Consider the following 17,533-nt stretch of genomic DNA (forward strand, 5'->3'; position numbering starts at 1 on the left):
TTTCATCAATCCTTTACAATTTGGCTGCTAATTCAGCACCTTCACGGATTGCACGCTTTGCATCAAGTTCTGCAGCTAATTTTGCACCGCCAATAATATGGTAGTTTGCAAGTGTTTTTTCATTTTCAGATGGCATCAAATCCTTTACTGACTCTTGTCCTGCACAAACTACAATTGTATCTACACGTAACAATTGATCATGCCCATTGGTCTCAATCCATAATCCTTCATCTGTCACAGCTTTATATTGAACACCACGCAACATTTTAACCGCATGTTTTTTCAATTGGGCGCGATGCACCCATCCCGATGTTTTCCCCAAACCAATGCCTAAAGGAGTTGTTTTACGTTGCATCAAATAAATTTCACGAACAGGAGCATCTACTTCAGGGCGCTCTAAACCACCTTCAGTGATGTAATTGGCATGAAGATCTACTCCCCATTCACGCTTCCATTCATTTAAAGGTTGCGGTTGCGGCTGATGTTCAGGTTTAAGTAAAAACTCGGATACGTCGAAACCGATCCCGCCAGCTCCAATAACAGCTACCTTTTGACCAACTGCTGCACCCTTGAGTACCTCTGCATAGGACAAAACTTGTGGAGCATCACTGCCCTCTATTTTTAAAGGATGTGGAGTTACACCTGTTGCAACCACAACTTCATCGAATCCTTCACGTTCAAGCTGGTCTCGGTTGACTCTAGTATTTAAACGTAACTCCACTCCAGACTTTTCGATTTGCACTTTGAAATAACGAATCGTTTCATGAAACTCTTCTTTACCAGGTACAACTTTTGCTAGGTTGAACTGACCACCAACATCGTCCGAAGCTTCAAACAAAGTTACTTGATGACCACGACTGGCAGCAACTGTTGCTGCTGACATTCCTGCAACACCACCGCCTACAACAGCAATCTTTTTGATTTTTTTAGTCTTTAAATAAACCAGTTCTGTTTCATATGCAGCTCGTGGATTGACCAGACAAGTCGCACGCTTATTTTTAAAGGTATGATCCAGACATGCCTGATTACAGGCGATACAGGTATTGATTTCATCAACACGATTGGTTGCAGTCTTGTTCACCCAAAAAGCATCTGCAAGCAATGGACGTGCCATTTGCACCATATCTGCTTTACCAGTAGCTAAAATCTGTTCGGCTGTTTCTGGCATGTTGATACGGTTAGATGCAATCACAGGAACATTGACATGCTTTTTAACTTCAGCAGTATAATCTACAAATGCAGCACGCGGGACTGAAGTCACAATGGTAGGAATACGTGCTTCATGCCAGCCAATGCCAGTGTTTAATAAAGTAATGCCTGCCTTTTCCAGTGCCTGTGCAACAGTAATCACCTCATCCATGGTGTTGCCGTCATGTACCAGATCCAGCATGGATAAACGGAAACAGATAATAAATTTTTCACCAACTTTTTGTCTTATTGCCTTGACAATTTCAATTGCAAAACGCATGCGATTTTCAATTGACCCGCCCCATTGATCATTACGCTGATTAACATGCCGACTTAAAAACTGATTGAGTAGATACCCTTCCGACCCCATGATTTCAACGCCATCATATCCTGCTTTTTTAGCCAGACTCGCAGTATGAGCATAATCCTGAATCGTGTTCAGGATATTTTTTTCACTCATTTGACGAGGCTTAAAGGGTGAAATAGGCGACTTGACTGGACTGGCTGACACAACAAATGGCTGATAGCCATAGCGACCGGAATGCAATATCTGCATTAAAATTTTTGCACCATGTTTATGCACGGCATGAGTGACCAAACGATGCGGAGCAATATCACCCAAATGGTTCATCGTACCGCCAGCTGGTAGAAGCCATCCTTGCCTATTTGGTGATATTCCACCTGTAATAATCAGTCCTACGCCACCTTTGGCTCGCTCTGCAAAATATGCTGCAAGTTTGGGATAATTATAAAAACGATCTTCTAAGCCTGTGTGCATTGACCCCATTACCACACGGTTTTTAATCGTTGTAAATCCCAAATGTAGGGGTTTTAAAATATTTGCATAGCTAGTCGTCATGATGAATCCTTATATTTTGGCTTTGCAACTTGTTGCATAATACTTTATAACGTTTTATAAAATTTGGGATGACTAAAAATAATATTTTCAGCATAGACAAGGTCAATTTTACAATTTTTTTATTTTTAGTCTTTTTTATGCTCTACAATAATCCTTGAATACAAACGTTATAATTAGTGAAATCATGTCACACCGTGTATTTCTGACCAGTTCTCCTTTTAGCCACATGCCAGTTGGTCGGCAAAATCAATGGAAATTTTTTTCACAAAACTCTCGCTATGAACTTGAGGCAAATGGTTTTCTACCTATTTTATGGATATTGATGTTTACGCAACAGCATATGCAATGGGCTGCATTTGTTGATGATTTTGATATAGATGAAACATCAACACAGCTTGCCCGTCAAGAATGCATGGATAACTTTGGAGATAGTGTATATCCCTATCTGGTCATTTCCACATCAGAAGCCCAAGCAAGACTGGTGCAAAGAAAAGATGCATTTTTAAAAATTATTGGAAACGATTATGCTGAAATTTTTCAGGAGTTTCAGGACATAATACAACAGCACTTCCCTGACTACATTTTACTTAGAACACAAGGTTTACCAGATATTAATCAAGCCGAAAACTGGTTACAAAACTCAATCATTCCCATAGAAACTCTTGAAAATGGAACATCTTTAGAAAAAAACCCTCTATTCTGGAAAAGGTTTCTAAATGATTTACAACAATATCCCCACGAAGCCCAATATTTTTTACGCGGCTACTCTGCTTCAAAAGCCAGACAGTTGCCTCAAAATCCTGAACTTGATCATATCCGGGAAAAACCAACTCATATAATTCTGGAAACACCACAACATCATATTTATATTTTTATTATCCTGTTTATTTTATTGGCATTTGTAGCAGCTATAGGTACATTTATCTATTCTGGATCATGGATGTATAGTTTGATTGCCTTTATGGTTATTGCGGGCTTGTTAATCTATATTTTTACCCGCCTTAGAGAAAATAACAACGAGATGCATTAATTGTCAGATCATTAGTTCAATATAAAGTCATTAATTTCTGCAAGCTTAACTCTAAGAACTTACAATTTTCATTTTTAACACTTTAGAAAAATCATTATGATTTAGAAAAAGATGAGTTTTAAAGTGAATTATAAAATGAGTTTAGCTGTTTATTTAAGTAGTTCAAATTACGACCATATGCCAAATGGAAGTTTGAATGAATGGGAAAATTTTTATGACCCTACATCCTATGAATTAGAGGCAAATGCTTTTATTCCTTTATTCTGGTCAATGTTATACAGTAAACAAAATATTAAAAATGCACGATACATAGATGAAATCGATGTTGATAATGAAAATTTTCAAATTGAACGCAAACAATATTTAGAAGATTTTGGAGAATCCAGTTATCCCTATTTTGTAATTTCACAAAAAGAAGCTTTACAGAATTTAAAGAGTCGCAAATCTGGTTTTCTACAGCTTTTTGGTCAACAATATGAACAGGATTATTTTGATTTTCAAAATTTGATCGCACTACATTTCCCGCATTATATTTTATTGAGAACGAGCGGACTTGATTTAGACGATCAAGCAGAACAGAACTTTGCCAATACTATTCAGCACTTTGAAGAACTGGCCCATGTTGATGAAAACTCGCCTCCAAATCATTTCTGGGAAGTCATGATCGCAGACCTCAATGCATACCAAGATAAACCTTATTTTTTTTATGGTGCTTCGATCCCGTCAGAGATACAAATCCAGCAAACTGATCTGGAACCAGAGCCAACTCTACAAATAAATCATGCTGTTCCAAACACAGTCATGTGGTTGCTCGCTGTTATCATAGCTGTACTCACAGTTGCTGTATGGTGGTTCAGTCAATCTATTCTGTATAGCTTTATAACTTTTGTCATCAGTGCTGCTGTTTTAAGTTTTGTTGTCATAAAAATCAGCTCTAAAAGTCATTGATCCACCGGATATAAATGACCGCCTTATAGTTCAATCACTATGAGGCGGCTGTTTAACTCCGAAATGCTATTTCCAGTGTTTAAGCTTTGATGTAAAACCTATACCAACATTAAAACTATTGGTCGGATCAAGTTTTTGATAATGATTTTTCAGCGCAGGTTTGGCGACATATAAATGTCCGACATTATGTTCTGCAGGATATTCTGCGCCTCTGTCATCCAGTAAATGCCACATTTCATGTTCCATCGCCAAAGGATCGACTCCTTTTTTCACAATATAATCCTGATGAAATACATGACATAAAAAGTGGCCGTAATAAAGTTTATGAATGATTTTTTCATTCATTTCTTTCGGTAAGTTTTCTACCCATTCACGGTCATTACGGCGTAACGCAATATCAAGTGCGACAATATCTTCAACCTCACTACGATGCGTATCACGATAGCGAATAGCTGCACCTGCGACAGCAAAACGATGTAAAAATGCCTTACGACCTTCCTCATCAGTACAATGAAAGTAGCTACCTGTTCCATGTGAATCGAAATATTGTTTTAAATAGTTATTCACCTGATCTGCATCCTGATTTTCAATACGCAGCACCAGATAGTGTTCATATAAATCACGGAATTCATTCATACGTTTAGGTAAATGTGACGGCAGAAACTTGGTGACCATCTGAAGGACTTTATCTGAAAGCCCTTTCATTCCAATTTTTTCCAGATATCCATCGACTTTATCTTTCATGGCAAAAGCAGCTGGAACTTTAGCTGTTCCAAACTTTTCAATAAACATGAAAGTATCTTTTCCGTATTCAGCGCCTATATCGTACGCAACTCGATGTATATACTCACCTGCAATAGGTAAACGTGGCAGATCTGTCAGTAAGAAACGGCGGATTGCTGTAAGATCATCATGTGAATTTGTTCCCACATAAAAAACCTGACTTGGTATTTTTTCAAAAGTATCCAAACGTACTGCAAATACACATACCTTGCCAGCAGAGCCAGAAGCTTCAAACAAACGGGATGGATCTGCATTGAATCTTGCAGGAGAGTTTTCATCAACTTGCTTAACATCATGTGAATAACGGTGATCCGATGCACAGCAGCCTGGATTGTTTTGAATATTTATATCTTGATATTGTCTATTTTCAAGTTTCGTTAAAATATCTTCAGGAGTTGCGCCCAATTCAACGCCCAAATGATTAACGAGCTCCAACTCACCAGCTTCATTCACTTGTGCATATAAAGCCAGTTCAGTATAAGCGGGTCCACGTCGAACCAATGCACCACCCGAGTTATTACAGATACCACCTAAAACTGAAGCACCAATACAAGAAGAACCAATCACAGAGTGTGGCTCACGGTTGTACCCAGCCAGTTCACGTTCCAGCGCATCGAGCGTTGCACCAGGCAAACAAATCACTTGCTTGCCCGAGTTGATCACCTGAATACCAGCCAGACGTTTTGTACTCATCACCACAACTGGACGATCATAATCATCACCAAATGGTGTCGAACCACCTGTAAGTCCTGTATTGGCTGCCTGCATGATCACAATACAATCTGCTGCTACAGCAACCTGTAAAACTTTCCATTGCTCAAGCAAAGTTCCTGGGACAACCACAGCAAGAACTTTCCCAGAACCATAACGGCGACCTTGACGATATAATCGTGTGTCATTATCACTGGTCAACACATGTTGTTTTCCGACAATATCAATAAATTGTTGAATCGTATTTTCAGAAGTGCTGTGTATGTGCATGTGATATTTTCCTTTTCCAGAATAGATGGAAGAGTATTTTTCTGATCTAATTTTAAAATAGATCATTCATTAAATTGTTGTGTACTTCCCCCTCTAATCTCTCTTTGTAAAAGAGGGGAAAGAATCACATATATAACAAAAGATAAATTTGACTATACGCCTCCCCTTTTTAACAAACTGCTTGGCAAGGGGAGGGATTATTTTCGACTTAAATGATTAAAACAAATTAATCACTCGGCCAACTCTTTATCCAACTTTACCAGACAGTCAGAGGTGATATCAGAAATCGTTTTTGCACCTGTTAAAGTCATTGCTACGCGCATTTCCTTATCAATCAGATCGAGTAAATTACTCACCCCTGCTCCACCTGCCGCACCTAAAGCATAAACAAAGGCACGACCAAGCATACAGGTATCTGCGCCCATCGCGAGCATACGAACCACGTCCAGTCCGTTACGGATACCAGAATCGACCAAAAGCTTGATATCACCTTTAACCGCATCAGCAATAGGTGGTAGAGCACGTGTTGTTGAAAGTACACCATCTAGCTGACGACCACCATGATTTGAAACCACGATACCATCTGCACCAAAACGTACAGCATCTTTGGCATCTTCTGGGTCTAAAATACCTTTGATCACCATAGGGCCATCCCAGAATTCACGAATCCACTCAAGGTCTTTCCATGAAATTGAAGGATCAAAGTTGTTACCTAACCAACCAATATAATCCTCAAGCCCTGTCGGTTTACCTAAGTATTTTGAAATATTCCCAAGATCATGTGGTCGACCAAGTAAACCAACGTTCCAGGCCCAATGTGGATGGAAACAAGATTGTAAATAACGGCGCATAGCAGCATTGGGGCCACTCATACCAGAATGTGCATCACGATAGCGTGCACCAGGTACAGGCATATCCACAGTGAAAACCAGAGTTGAACATCCTGCGGCTTTAGCACGTTCCAAGGCATTACGCATGAAGCCTCGATCACGTAGTACATAGAGTTGAAACCACATTGGACGTTGAATGGCTGGCGTGACTTCCTCAATTGGACACACTGAAACAGTCGATAATGTAAATGGAATACCCTTTTTATCTGCGGCTACTGCGGCTTGTACTTCACCACGACGCGCATACATCCCCGTCAAGCCTACTGGTGATAATGCCACAGGCATAGACAAGGTTTCATCAAACAATCTGGTTTCAAGACTTAGCTCAGACATATCATTTAGAACACGCTGTCTAAGTGCAATTTTTGATAAATCTTCCACATTCCGTTTTAGTGTATATTCCGCATAAGCACCACCATCAATATAATGAAACAAAAATGGAGGTAAACGGCGTCTTGCAGCCTCTCGGTAATCATTTGCAGAAGAAATAATCATATCTATATCCTGTTTAATCGACTCGCACGCTTACGACGGGCTTCTTCCTCGTCAATCGAGCGAACTTGTTGAATCACAAACTCAATATGTCCACAGACTGCATCACGTGCAGCTTCCGGATCTTTACGTTGAATCGCATCCATTACTTGAAAATGTTGGTCATGCAACTGGTCAAAACGATGTGTATCTGAATAGACCTTGCGTCTTCCCAATACAACGTTATATTGCAACAAATCAAAAAAGCCCCGCATCACCTGTATCAAAACAAGATTATGCGAAGCTTCTGCGATAGCAAGATGAAAATAGGCATCTGCCATTGCTGCCTGATCTGCATCACCAATCGCCTGAAAATGAGCAATACGGTCATAGCACTCCCGTATCTTGACGATGTCATCTTCAGTTGCTCGCTGTGCTGCATACCAAGCTGTACCACCCTCCAAAACCATCCGTGCTTCCTGAACATCAAAACGGTATGATGGATCTTGATCGATCAAATCGCTTAATGGCTGCACGATCTGATGCTGAGACCAATTGTTGGGTGATTGTTGTAAATAGGTTCCCGCTCCCACCTTACTGACCAGCATGCCCAAGCTGATCAATTGTTGTAATGCTTCTCTTAAAGAGGAACGGGAAACTCCGAGTTGTTCACATAATTTACGTTCAGCAGGCAAACGGTCTCCGACTTGCATGTTTTCTTGCTCAATCAACATGCGTAAGCTTTGGACAACTTTATCGGAGACTTTCATTCGGCATTCCTTAAATTAGTGTTATGGAATCATCCATGGGAACACATAAGCTTGTAAGGTAATAATTATACCGATCATGATCGTAAAGGTAATACTGTGCTTCACTGTAAAACGGAACAGATCAGACTCTTTACCAACCAAACCTACTGCCGCACAGGCAATTGCAATCGACTGAGGAGAAATCATTTTCCCTGTCACCCCACCACTGGTATTGGCTGCAACCAGCAGCACCTCTGGTACACCGATTTGTTGAGCTGTAGTCGCTTGTAATGCCGAGAACAATGCATTTGCTGAAGTATCTGAACCTGTCAAGAACACACCAATCCACCCGAGGAATGGGGAGAAGAATGTAAATGCATCACCCGTATGCGCAAGTGCCAATGCCAAGGTTGCAGACATTCCTGAATAGTTTGCGATAAAAGCAAATGCCAAAACCATACCAATTGAATAAATTGGAGTCTTTAGCTCATTTACTGTTTCAGCAAAAGTCTTAACAGCATCACTTGCTTTCATTTTCAGGAAAATAATTGAAATGATAGCAGCAATAAAGATTGCTGTTCCTGTTGCTGAAAACCAGTCAAATTTAAAAATGGCATCATAATCTTTAGCTTCAGGTACAACAGGTGGTAATTTCTGGATCAACTGATGTAAGAAAGGTACTTTGATCGAAATAACCCAATCTTGTAATGCACCATCTTTTGCAAATAATGCCTTGAATGGTTTAATACTCCAGATTGTGACCATTGCAGTCAAAATCGCAAATGGAGACCAGGCTTTAATAATTTGTCCAATGGTATATTTCTTTTGTTTTTCAGCTTCCAGCTCTGCATCAACATGCGTATCGTCCTGATCGAAACGGAAAATATGCTTTGGTTGCCAGAATTTAAGTAATACTGTCAAACTAACCAATGATGCAATCGCAGCAGTAATATCTGGTAGCTCAGGACCGACAAAGTTCGAAGTTAGGTACTGGGCCAGAGCAAAGGAACCACCAGCGACAATCACTGCTGGCCAGGTCTCTTTGATACCGCGCCATCCATCCATGATTGCCATGATCCAGAACAAGACGATTGGCACCATAAATGGTAACTGACGACCAACCATCTGGCTGATTTCCATCGTATCCACACCAGATACCTGACCAGCAACAATAATTGGAATCCCCATCGCCCCAAATGCTACAGGTGCGGTATTTACAATCAGGCATAGTCCCGCTGCATAAAGTGGTTTAAAGCCTAAACCCACTAAAAGTGCGGCAGTAATTGCAACTGGCGCACCAAAACCCGCTGCCCCTTCGAGAAATGTACCGAATGCAAATCCAACGAGGAGCATTTGCAAACGCTGATCTTCTGTTAAAGATAAAATCGAAGATCGGATAATATTAAACTGACCTGTTTTTACTGAAACTTTGTATAAAAATACTGCACCAATAATAATCCATGAAATTGGCCATAAACCATAAAAAAATCCATAGATTGCTGATGCGAATGCCATTGTTGCAGGCATTTGATAAGCAAATAATGACACCAATAATGCTAAAATTACTGTAATTGTGCCAGCTTTACTCCCCTTCATGCGAAAGATAGCAAGTGCCAAAAAGAAAAAGATGATTGGTATAAGTGCAATAATACTGGATATCCAGATATTACCCATCGGATCATAAATTTGTTGCCAATGTTGAAGCATTGTCATCTCCTTGAAATGCTTGCCATAACGAGAGAATTGGTCTGATTTTCAATCTAGATAATTCTTATTGGTCATACCAATTACAACACAAATCAAGATTAAACCAGCTAATTAATTCAACAAATAATAGATTTAGTTAATTTAAAGATCAATATTGGTCTGATAAATTTTAAAATTGGTCATACCATTTTTAAGATATTTTGTGATACTTATCATGCTTTATTTTTAGATACAAACAGCCCTGATTTATGGAATTTGGTTATTTTTAAATAGCTTATTTAGATTAATGATGCCATGTGCTGGAACAATATATACTTTAGTCTAGCTGATCACTATTTAAGATATAGACTATTAAAAATGTGACCAACTTCAAAAAGATTAAATAGCTAAGACGGCATTATTTTCGAGATTTCTGGAATAATTTAAACCTTATATTCATAACATTTTAAGAAGAGAAATAATCATATTTACAGATTCATCGGCAGTATGTTGAGCACTATCAATCTTAAAATCTACCTGATTATTTTTATCATAGTCATGTTTTATAATATCAGACCATTTCGGAAGTTGATGATTTTGAATATCTGCCTTACGTGTTTCGGCTCTTCTTTGATGTTCAATTTGATCTGAGCAAATGATTTCGATATTTAAAATTTTACTCGCAGATTGATTGGCGATTTGTTTCCAAGCATCCCGAGTCAATTCTATAGGGTTTACACAATCCGCAATGACCATTCTTCCTAACTTTAAATTATCCCGAGCCACTGCATAAGCAACAAAATATCCTGCTCCTCCCATTTCAGTTTGTTTGATTTCTCCAGAAGTAATCAATGCCTGCTCTATAGAATCGATTCTTAGATATACAGCATTGGTTTTTTCAGCTAGTAATCGTGAAATTGTCGTTTTTCCAACTGCTGGCAAACCAGAAAAAACTATTAACATCTAATAAATATCCTGATTTTAAATCAATGGAGTCTGCCAACGTTTAGGTGTCAGGAAAAACAGCATTATTACCCCGATAATTGTTCCGAGCGGAAAACCAAGTAATGTAATAAAACTGAGTAATAAGGACAAAATCCTGCCCTTTTGAGTCCCCAAAGCAACACCTTGCGACGCTTTAAAATGCAAAAAGGCAAGACCGATATAAATTACCCCAACCAAACCAAGTGTCGTCATCGAATAATGGGTTAAACGATGTAAAAAATACGCAGCAAACATCACCACAAATAACGCGATATAAAAAAAGATAAAAAATCGGTGAATATAGAATAAGGTTTTATTCAAGTGCATATCCTGCCTGCATTTTTGAAACTTGTTCTTAGTTTAACCCAAAGTCATACTGCTTTCTTCGCTTTAAATTTCAAATTAATTTTCATAGAGCTAAACAGGATTCCTAGACAAATAAACGCTGCACCTAGCAAGATATGATGATCTAAAGGCTCATCTAATTGTAAATGTCCAAATAACAATCCCAATAACGGAACAATCATGATCGAAATCGATGCTATTGAGGCATCTATTTTACTAATCACCCAATTCCATACAGCAAAGGCAACACCTGTACCCAGGACAGAACTATAAAGTACGTAGGCAATATTTTCAGGAGTATCCCAAGCCAATCCTGTGACTGGTTCTGTAAGCAATGCAATGATAAATAACATAAAACCGCCAATCAGCATCTGCCATAGTGTTAGCTTGATTTTGTCATAACTGGCTAAATATTTTTTAATATAGACAGTTGAACCCGCCCATGAAAATGCAGCAGCAACCAATAACATCTCACCAAAAAGTGTCCTATTCAGATGAAAATTATGCAATTCAGGCCATAGAATGCAAAGCAAACCAAAGCATCCAAGTAACAAACCTATCACTTTTTTCGATGTTAATTTTTCATTTAAAAAATAATGTGCCAGAACACCAATAATAATCGGCATGGTATAAACCAAAACGGCAGAAATACCCGAACCGACATACTGCATTCCAAACGTTGATCCGCCATAAAAACCAATACACAATAACAGACTTGCAATCGTCAGTTTTCCCCATTCACCTTTGCCAGGTAATATGGATTTTTGCAGCAGTAACTGGAGTAACAATAAGGCTAATGCACCAAAAAGTAATCGTAATGATGAAAATAAAAATGGTGGGAATGTTTCTAGGCTTAGTTTAATAATCACCCAAAGGTATCCCCAGATCAGACACAGTAAGACAATACCTGAAACAATTTTTAAATCCATCTTGCGATACTCATAAAAAGTTCTAAATCAATGTAAATAAAAACAGGCATCATGAATAATGTTATATTTTAATGCTTCCATCTATTTTTTTGATACTATTTAAAAATATAAATAAATTCAAAAAGATAAGATTAACATTAAACTGATAACTCAATATAATCTGATCTATTAATATTCTACATCAATCTACTGATATACGCTTTTTACGACTAAAGGAACTAAAAATAATCCCGATACAGATACATAGTGCACCTGTCACAATGTTTAATGTCAATGCTTCATTCCATAGCCAATATCCAAATAATAAACCTAATATAGGAACACTCATAATGGATATCGAGGCAACAAATGCATCAATTTTACTCACCACCCAACTCCAGATCAGATAAGTCAAACTGGTTCCTATCACTGAGGTATAAAATACATACAATAAATTTACAGGCTGATTCCAGTTGGAATATTTTAAAGGTTCAACCAGTACTGCAAAAATCAGTAACAGTAAACCACCGATCATCATTTGCCAGATGGTTAATTTGATTTTGTCGTATTTCAAAAAATGTATTTTTATATAAATGGTAAAACTTGCCCAAAAAAATGCAGAAATAATAAGTAAAAACTCCCCCAATAACACTAAATTGAAATGTATATCAAATAACTGTTCCCACAAAATGGCTGCTAGCCCTATTGTCCCCAATAATAATCCAATACTTTTTTGAATATTCAATCTTTCATTTAAAAAGTAATGTGCCAGAACAGCGATAATTATAGGCATTGTAAACACTAAAACAGCTGATATTCCAGAATCTACAAACTGCATTGCAAAGCTTTGAAGTGCATAAAAACCAAAAGAAAACAACAGGCTCAAATAGATCAATTTCCTCCATTCACTACGCTCAGGGAAAATTGATCTACCTAAACAATACTGAATTGCCATTAAAACAACAGCGCCAAGAATCAACCGTATAGAAGTAAATAAAAAAGGAGAAAATATCAACAGGCACTGTTTGACTACCCCCCACAACGATCCCCAGATTAGGCACAACAACATAATTGCACTTATTACTCGAACATTCATGTCATGCTCATTTACGGTTAAAGAATATTCAGTATAGAAAAAGCATTTCATCATGAATAATGTTATGTTTTAATGGTTGAATCATTTTTTTTGATGTCTTTTTATCATATTCGATATTAACAAGACTGTTCTTTATACCGAGTAACTCAACATGAATATTGATATTGGAGATATACGGTCATTTGTGACTGTAGCCGAATTAAAAAGTATTACTGCGGCAGCAAACAAACTCAATTTTTTACAGTCCAACATGACTGCCAAAATAAAAAAAATAGAGAATCACTATAAACGTCAAATGTTTATCCGTAAGCCCAAAGGTGTAGAACTCACAGATACAGGCATGAACCTGTATTCGCAGTACAAAAAGCTGATTTACACCTGGGAAGAAACAGAAAACAAAATCAATCAACAAGAGCTTTTGTTACGGTTTGGCACAAATACCAGTTTAGGCGGAATGCGCTTTTGCCCATCTTTCAGCCAATTGTATACAACCTACCCAGATCTTTCGATCACCATGAAAACTGGAGCTACAGGTTATATTGAAGATGAAATACTTAAAGGTCAGCTTGATCTTGCCTACATACTTGGGCATCCAAAACAAAAAAATCTTCAGTATATAAAGAAAGGTGAAGATCAGCTGGTCATTATTGGGAAAAATACACTGAATTATGACAATCTTGCGGACTGCCTAAATCACCAGAATATTTTATATGCTTCAGAAGACTGCTGTTACTCGACAGTTTTAGAGAAAATATATATTGATTATCAGTTAGATAAAGGTGAATCTACGCATATCAATGATCAGGAAGCACTCATCAATTTTACTCAGCTTGGTATGGGAGTTTCGATGGTTGCAAAATCTCTGATCAAAAAGTTCAATATCCAGTATTACATGGAAATACCAGAGCAATATCGCGATATTGGTTTGTATCTTATCGCACGAAGTGAACATATATTCACTCCGATTGAAAAGCAATTTATAGGTTTGAATGATGCTCTCGATCAACGCCCAGTACATACATAATTCAAAAATAAACCGATTTACCTAACTAAATAGTCTGGCAGTTACCAGACTGCCAGTAGCGCTTGCTGACTTTAAACAGGATAAAGATACCTATAACTGAAAATACAGGAAATCCAAAAATAAGAATAATCCAGCCCAATAATCTCGATAATTTTTTACCCTTTTCAGTCCCATGTAGCACTTCATTTGAAGCTATGTAATGTAAATAAGAAAAAATAGTAAGGTAAAACATAAGCAATATACTGAACCAGACTTCAACTGGGCGATCAATAACACTCAAGATTTGCAATAAAATACAGATTGCATAAAGTATAAGTATCAATAAATAAAAGAATAAATATGTATTATGGATAATAAAAAGAGATTTATTGAAACGCATAGTTTTCACCATTTTATTTTTATTTACGACAAAAGTAATATTTATCAATAGACAAATTAAACCATATTCACAAACTGGTATACAAATTCAATCCTTCAGAATCAGAACATCAATCACAGGGATTTTTCTATTTTTCTACTTTTTTACGAAAACAATACCAATGAAAAGTGATATTATATGCCGTTTAAAGATTCTCTAAGGCCACCCATGCGTGTGCCGATGTTCATAAAAGTTAGGAATAGCAATGACTGATAATGCAACGATCTTGCAGCATGTACCAGTAGGCAAAAAAGTTGGGATAGCCTTCTCTGGTGGTCTAGATACTTCAGCTGCTTTATTGTGGATGAAACAAAAAGGTGCTGAACCTTATGCATACACTGCAAACCTGGGTCAGCCTGATGAAGACGACTATGATGCAATTCCAAAGAAAGCAGAAAACTACGGCGCTGTAAAAGCTCGTCTGGTTGATTGCCGTTTGCAACTTGCGCTCGAAGGTATTGCAGCGATTCAGTGCGGCGCATTCCATATCAGTACTGGCGGTGTTCCTTACTTCAATACAACTCCACTTGGTCGTGCAGTGACAGGTACTATGCTTGTTACAGCAATGAAAGAAGATGATGTCAATATTTGGGGTGATGGCTCAACTTATAAAGGTAACGATATTGAACGTTTCTACCGTTATGGTTTGTTGACCAATCCAGACCTGAAAATCTATAAACCTTGGTTAGACCAAACCTTTATTGATGAATTAGGTGGTCGTGCCGAAATGTCGCAATTCCTGATCGACAATGGCTTTGACTACAAGATGTCAAAAGAGAAAGCATATTCGACTGACTCAAATATGTTAGGTGCAACACACGAAGCCAAAGATCTTGAATATCTAAATGCCGGTATCAAAATCGTGGACCCAATTATGGGTGTTGCTTTCTGGAAAGAAGAAGTTGAAATCAAGCCAGAAGAAGTTTCAGTAACTTTTGAAGAAGGTTTCCCTGTAGCTCTAAATGGCCAACGTATTGAAAATCCTGTTGAACTTATTTTAGAAGCGAATCGTATCGGTGGTCGTCATGGTTTGGGAATGTCTGACCAGATCGAAAACCGCATCATTGAAGCAAAATCTCGTGGTATCTACGAAGCTCCTGGTATGGCTCTTCTACACATTGCTTATGAACGTCTGGTCACTGGTATTCATAATGAAGATACCATTGAACAGTACCGTATTAACGGTTTACGTTTAGGTCGTTTATTATACCAAGGTCGCTGGTTTGACTCACAAGCACTCATGCTTCGTGAAACTGCTCAACGTTGGGTAGCTAAAGCAATTACAGGTACTGTGACTTTAGAACTTCGCCGTGGTAATGACTACACCATTATGAACACTGAATCTCCTAACCTTACCTATGAAGCTGAACGCTTAACAATGGAAAAAGGTGATTCTATGTTTAGTCCAGCTGACCGTATCGGTCAATTGACTATGCGTAATCTGGATATTACTGATACTCGTGCAAAATTAGGTATCTACACTGGTGCAGGTTTACTTTCAGTAGCTCAGGGTTCAGCTGTTCCTCAATTGAAAGACAAAAACAAATAATTTGTTTTATAAAAAACCGTCTTTTACAGACGGTTTTTTTCGATTTATTCATCAGAAATACATTTCAATATTCTTGATCTTAAGCATTAAATAATTCTTTATTTTCGATTGAAACAAACATCAATTGATCGCGTCCATTACGTTTAGCCTGATATAGGGCAAAATCGGCTACTTTGATAATATCGGTCTGAGTCATATCATTTTCACCAGAATACAAAGTTAAACCGATACTGACAGTTAAGTACTGAGATATTTTTGAATGCTCGTGTGGGATTTTCTGTTCACGAATATCCTTTAAAATATTATACCCGATAGTTTCTGCTTCATTTAAAGAAGCTTTTCTTAGCAAAATAACGAACTCTTCTCCACCATATCTCACGGCAACATCTTCATCACCGATATGACGTCGAATCGTTTGTGCTACACGAATCAATGCAATATCACCGTTTTGATGACCGTATAAGTCATTATAAAGTTTAAAAAAATCAACATCTATAAATAAAATCGCAAAACTGCGATTGGCAAACCGTGCTTCATTAAAGCTATGTTTTAATTGCTGATCAAAACCCCGTCGGTTACTAAGTAAAGTCAAGGTATCCTGTTGGGTTAAAATATATAAATGCTGGTTCAAGGCTTCAGAAATCTGTTTATCCAGCTCAATAATAATGGATTGTAAAAACCGGATTCGCTCTGTTGAAACAGATAAAATCGCCAGACTCAGGCCTACCAAATTACCTAAAATCATGACATTAAATAGAACCCAAGGCGGTATAGATTTCTCTAATGACCAAAGTACCAGGCATGTAATCAAGCATGAAAGTAAACTTGATAAAAAAATATATTTTGGTCTTATGCCAGAACATAAATAAGCAAACATCTGTGCAAAAACAATAATTAAAGTCCCACGCCAAGTCATAGCCAATGACTCTGTAGAGAAGAGTACAATCTGGACGATACTCATTCCCAAGCAAACAACAGAAGTTACAACCCCGCTATAATAATTTCGCCAGACTGGATGCTTAGCCATTAGATATACAATAAATAGCGCAACCCAACCCGTCGTATAAGAAATCATGGTGAGTAAAATGTCATGATTACGATAGTTAGGCTCAGTTGTAAAATAGTTTATAGGTAAACTAATTAATTCAAATATTAAATAAAATATTGTGACAGGTATAAATGCACGAATAATCAGAGTCGTTATTCGATCTTCTCGATCACGCCAAAACTGTTGCTCTAACTGTTTAGAAAAGATAGAAAGCATTCTCTTTTTCTGATGTTCAAGCAATCCTTCGATTTTATGCTTTTCCTGTTGAAGTTGATCAACATTTTGATTTGGCTCTGCATTCATATCTAACTTTCAAGCGTTTAATTACGACCAAGACGCACTCTATTTTTATAGCAACTTCATATAGATCTGCATATTTCTTAGACTAACACTTAGACTCAAATAATAAAAATCTGAAAATATTTTAAACTTTTTAAAAAATGTATTTAAAATCACAAATAACATATAATTTAGTGATTCATTTATTACTTTATTCTCATATTTTTGAGTAAAAATAAATATTGAAACAATATTTATTTAGCCCCCCCCTATTCAAATTAGACCAAATGGTTAAAT

At 37.5% G+C, this 17,533-nt stretch carries 15 protein-coding genes; 4 read left to right on the plus strand and 11 right to left on the minus strand.

The window, feature by feature from the left end:
• Positions 1 to 13 precede the first annotated feature (13 nt).
• Positions 14 to 2,047: an NADPH-dependent 2,4-dienoyl-CoA reductase gene (locus KPC_RS03370; RefSeq protein WP_121973004.1), complete on the minus strand. Its 2,034-nt coding sequence runs from the start codon at positions 2,045 to 2,047 to the stop codon at positions 14 to 16.
• Positions 2,048 to 2,231: 184 nt separating this feature from the next.
• Here KPC_RS03370 and KPC_RS03375 point away from each other — a divergent pair, with 184 nt between their 5' ends.
• Together KPC_RS03375 and KPC_RS03380 are read left to right on the plus strand one after the other, a co-directional pair.
• Positions 2,232 to 3,077, plus strand: a complete 846-nt coding sequence (locus KPC_RS03375) for a hypothetical protein (protein WP_121973005.1) — start codon at positions 2,232 to 2,234, stop codon at positions 3,075 to 3,077.
• A gap of 135 nt (positions 3,078 to 3,212) precedes the next feature.
• Positions 3,213 to 4,025 carry a hypothetical protein gene (locus KPC_RS03380; RefSeq protein ID WP_146196620.1) on the plus strand — a complete coding sequence of 271 codons (813 nt, stop codon included), beginning with the start codon at positions 3,213 to 3,215 and terminating at the stop codon, positions 4,023 to 4,025.
• A 66-nt stretch (positions 4,026 to 4,091) separates the two neighbouring features.
• Here the strand turns inward: KPC_RS03380 and dld are convergent, their stop codons facing one another.
• From dld to KPC_RS03420, 8 genes are all read right to left on the minus strand, one after another.
• Positions 4,092 to 5,789 carry a D-lactate dehydrogenase gene (gene dld / locus KPC_RS03385; protein ID WP_121973007.1) on the minus strand — a complete coding sequence of 566 codons (1,698 nt, stop codon included), beginning with the start codon at positions 5,787 to 5,789 and terminating at the stop codon, positions 4,092 to 4,094.
• Between the two features lie 230 nt (positions 5,790 to 6,019).
• A complete protein-coding gene (gene lldD / locus KPC_RS03390) occupies positions 6,020 to 7,174 on the minus strand; it encodes an FMN-dependent L-lactate dehydrogenase LldD (RefSeq protein WP_121973008.1) in 1,155 nt (384 codons plus the stop codon).
• Between the two features lie 2 nt (positions 7,175 to 7,176).
• The gene (gene lldR / locus KPC_RS03395; RefSeq protein WP_121973009.1) at positions 7,177 to 7,920 is read right to left on the minus strand and encodes a transcriptional regulator LldR; all 744 of its coding nucleotides are present in this window, start codon (positions 7,918 to 7,920) and stop codon (positions 7,177 to 7,179) included.
• A 21-nt stretch (positions 7,921 to 7,941) separates the two neighbouring features.
• Positions 7,942 to 9,612 carry an L-lactate permease gene (gene lldP / locus KPC_RS03400; protein ID WP_171334414.1) on the minus strand — a complete coding sequence of 557 codons (1,671 nt, stop codon included), beginning with the start codon at positions 9,610 to 9,612 and terminating at the stop codon, positions 7,942 to 7,944.
• Between the two features lie 429 nt (positions 9,613 to 10,041).
• Complete coding sequence (locus tag KPC_RS03405) at positions 10,042 to 10,548, minus strand: AAA family ATPase (RefSeq protein WP_121973011.1); 507 nt, start codon at positions 10,546 to 10,548, stop codon at positions 10,042 to 10,044.
• An 18-nt stretch (positions 10,549 to 10,566) separates the two neighbouring features.
• On the minus strand, positions 10,567 to 10,890 hold the full coding sequence (locus KPC_RS03410) for a hypothetical protein (protein WP_146196621.1): 324 nt from the start codon (positions 10,888 to 10,890) through the stop codon (positions 10,567 to 10,569).
• 50 nt (positions 10,891 to 10,940) lie between these two features.
• Positions 10,941 to 11,843 (minus strand): DMT family transporter, encoded by a 903-nt coding sequence (locus KPC_RS03415; protein ID WP_121973013.1) that lies wholly within the window; start codon positions 11,841 to 11,843, stop codon positions 10,941 to 10,943.
• Positions 11,844 to 12,024: 181 nt separating this feature from the next.
• Entirely contained in the window at positions 12,025 to 12,918 is an 894-nt protein-coding gene (locus tag KPC_RS03420) for a DMT family transporter (RefSeq protein ID WP_121973014.1), read from the minus strand.
• A gap of 151 nt (positions 12,919 to 13,069) precedes the next feature.
• Between KPC_RS03420 and KPC_RS03425 the strand changes: the two genes are divergently transcribed.
• Positions 13,070 to 13,942 carry a LysR family transcriptional regulator gene (locus KPC_RS03425; protein ID WP_121973015.1) on the plus strand — a complete coding sequence of 291 codons (873 nt, stop codon included), beginning with the start codon at positions 13,070 to 13,072 and terminating at the stop codon, positions 13,940 to 13,942.
• A gap of 25 nt (positions 13,943 to 13,967) precedes the next feature.
• Here the strand turns inward: KPC_RS03425 and KPC_RS03430 are convergent, their stop codons facing one another.
• Positions 13,968 to 14,321 (minus strand): hypothetical protein, encoded by a 354-nt coding sequence (locus KPC_RS03430; RefSeq protein ID WP_121973016.1) that lies wholly within the window; start codon positions 14,319 to 14,321, stop codon positions 13,968 to 13,970.
• Positions 14,322 to 14,565: 244 nt separating this feature from the next.
• Between KPC_RS03430 and argG the strand changes: the two genes are divergently transcribed.
• Positions 14,566 to 15,909, plus strand: a complete 1,344-nt coding sequence (gene argG / locus KPC_RS03435) for an argininosuccinate synthase (RefSeq protein ID WP_121973017.1) — start codon at positions 14,566 to 14,568, stop codon at positions 15,907 to 15,909.
• Between the two features lie 79 nt (positions 15,910 to 15,988).
• Here the strand turns inward: argG and KPC_RS03440 are convergent, their stop codons facing one another.
• Entirely contained in the window at positions 15,989 to 17,260 is a 1,272-nt protein-coding gene (locus KPC_RS03440) for a GGDEF domain-containing protein (RefSeq protein WP_121973018.1), read from the minus strand.
• Between the last annotated feature and the right edge of the window lie 273 nt (positions 17,261 to 17,533).

The sequence above is a fragment of the Acinetobacter stercoris genome (assembly GCF_900323515.1).
Lineage (GTDB): Bacteria > Pseudomonadota > Gammaproteobacteria > Pseudomonadales > Moraxellaceae > Acinetobacter > Acinetobacter stercoris.

Excerpts from the sequence above, each read along its gene's own strand:
- argG (WP_121973017.1), top strand. The coding sequence starts at position 14,566 with ATGACTGATAATGCAACGATCTTGCAGCATGTACCAGTAGGCAAAAAA.
- lldD (WP_121973008.1), bottom strand. The coding sequence starts at position 7,174 with ATGATTATTTCTTCTGCAAATGATTACCGAGAGGCTGCAAGACGCCGT.
- KPC_RS03420 (WP_121973014.1), bottom strand. The coding sequence starts at position 12,918 with ATGAATGTTCGAGTAATAAGTGCAATTATGTTGTTGTGCCTAATCTGG.
- lldP (WP_171334414.1), bottom strand. The coding sequence starts at position 9,612 with ATGACAATGCTTCAACATTGGCAACAAATTTATGATCCGATGGGTAAT.
- KPC_RS03375 (WP_121973005.1), top strand. The coding sequence starts at position 2,232 with ATGTCACACCGTGTATTTCTGACCAGTTCTCCTTTTAGCCACATGCCA.
- dld (WP_121973007.1), bottom strand. The coding sequence starts at position 5,789 with ATGCACATACACAGCACTTCTGAAAATACGATTCAACAATTTATTGAT.
- KPC_RS03430 (WP_121973016.1), bottom strand. The coding sequence starts at position 14,321 with ATGCGTTTCAATAAATCTCTTTTTATTATCCATAATACATATTTATTC.
- KPC_RS03380 (WP_146196620.1), top strand. The coding sequence starts at position 3,213 with ATGAGTTTAGCTGTTTATTTAAGTAGTTCAAATTACGACCATATGCCA.
- KPC_RS03415 (WP_121973013.1), bottom strand. The coding sequence starts at position 11,843 with ATGGATTTAAAAATTGTTTCAGGTATTGTCTTACTGTGTCTGATCTGG.
- lldR (WP_121973009.1), bottom strand. The coding sequence starts at position 7,920 with ATGAAAGTCTCCGATAAAGTTGTCCAAAGCTTACGCATGTTGATTGAG.
- KPC_RS03440 (WP_121973018.1), bottom strand. The coding sequence starts at position 17,260 with ATGAATGCAGAGCCAAATCAAAATGTTGATCAACTTCAACAGGAAAAG.
- KPC_RS03405 (WP_121973011.1), bottom strand. The coding sequence starts at position 10,548 with ATGTTAATAGTTTTTTCTGGTTTGCCAGCAGTTGGAAAAACGACAATT.
- KPC_RS03370 (WP_121973004.1), bottom strand. The coding sequence starts at position 2,047 with ATGACGACTAGCTATGCAAATATTTTAAAACCCCTACATTTGGGATTT.
- KPC_RS03425 (WP_121973015.1), top strand. The coding sequence starts at position 13,070 with ATGAATATTGATATTGGAGATATACGGTCATTTGTGACTGTAGCCGAA.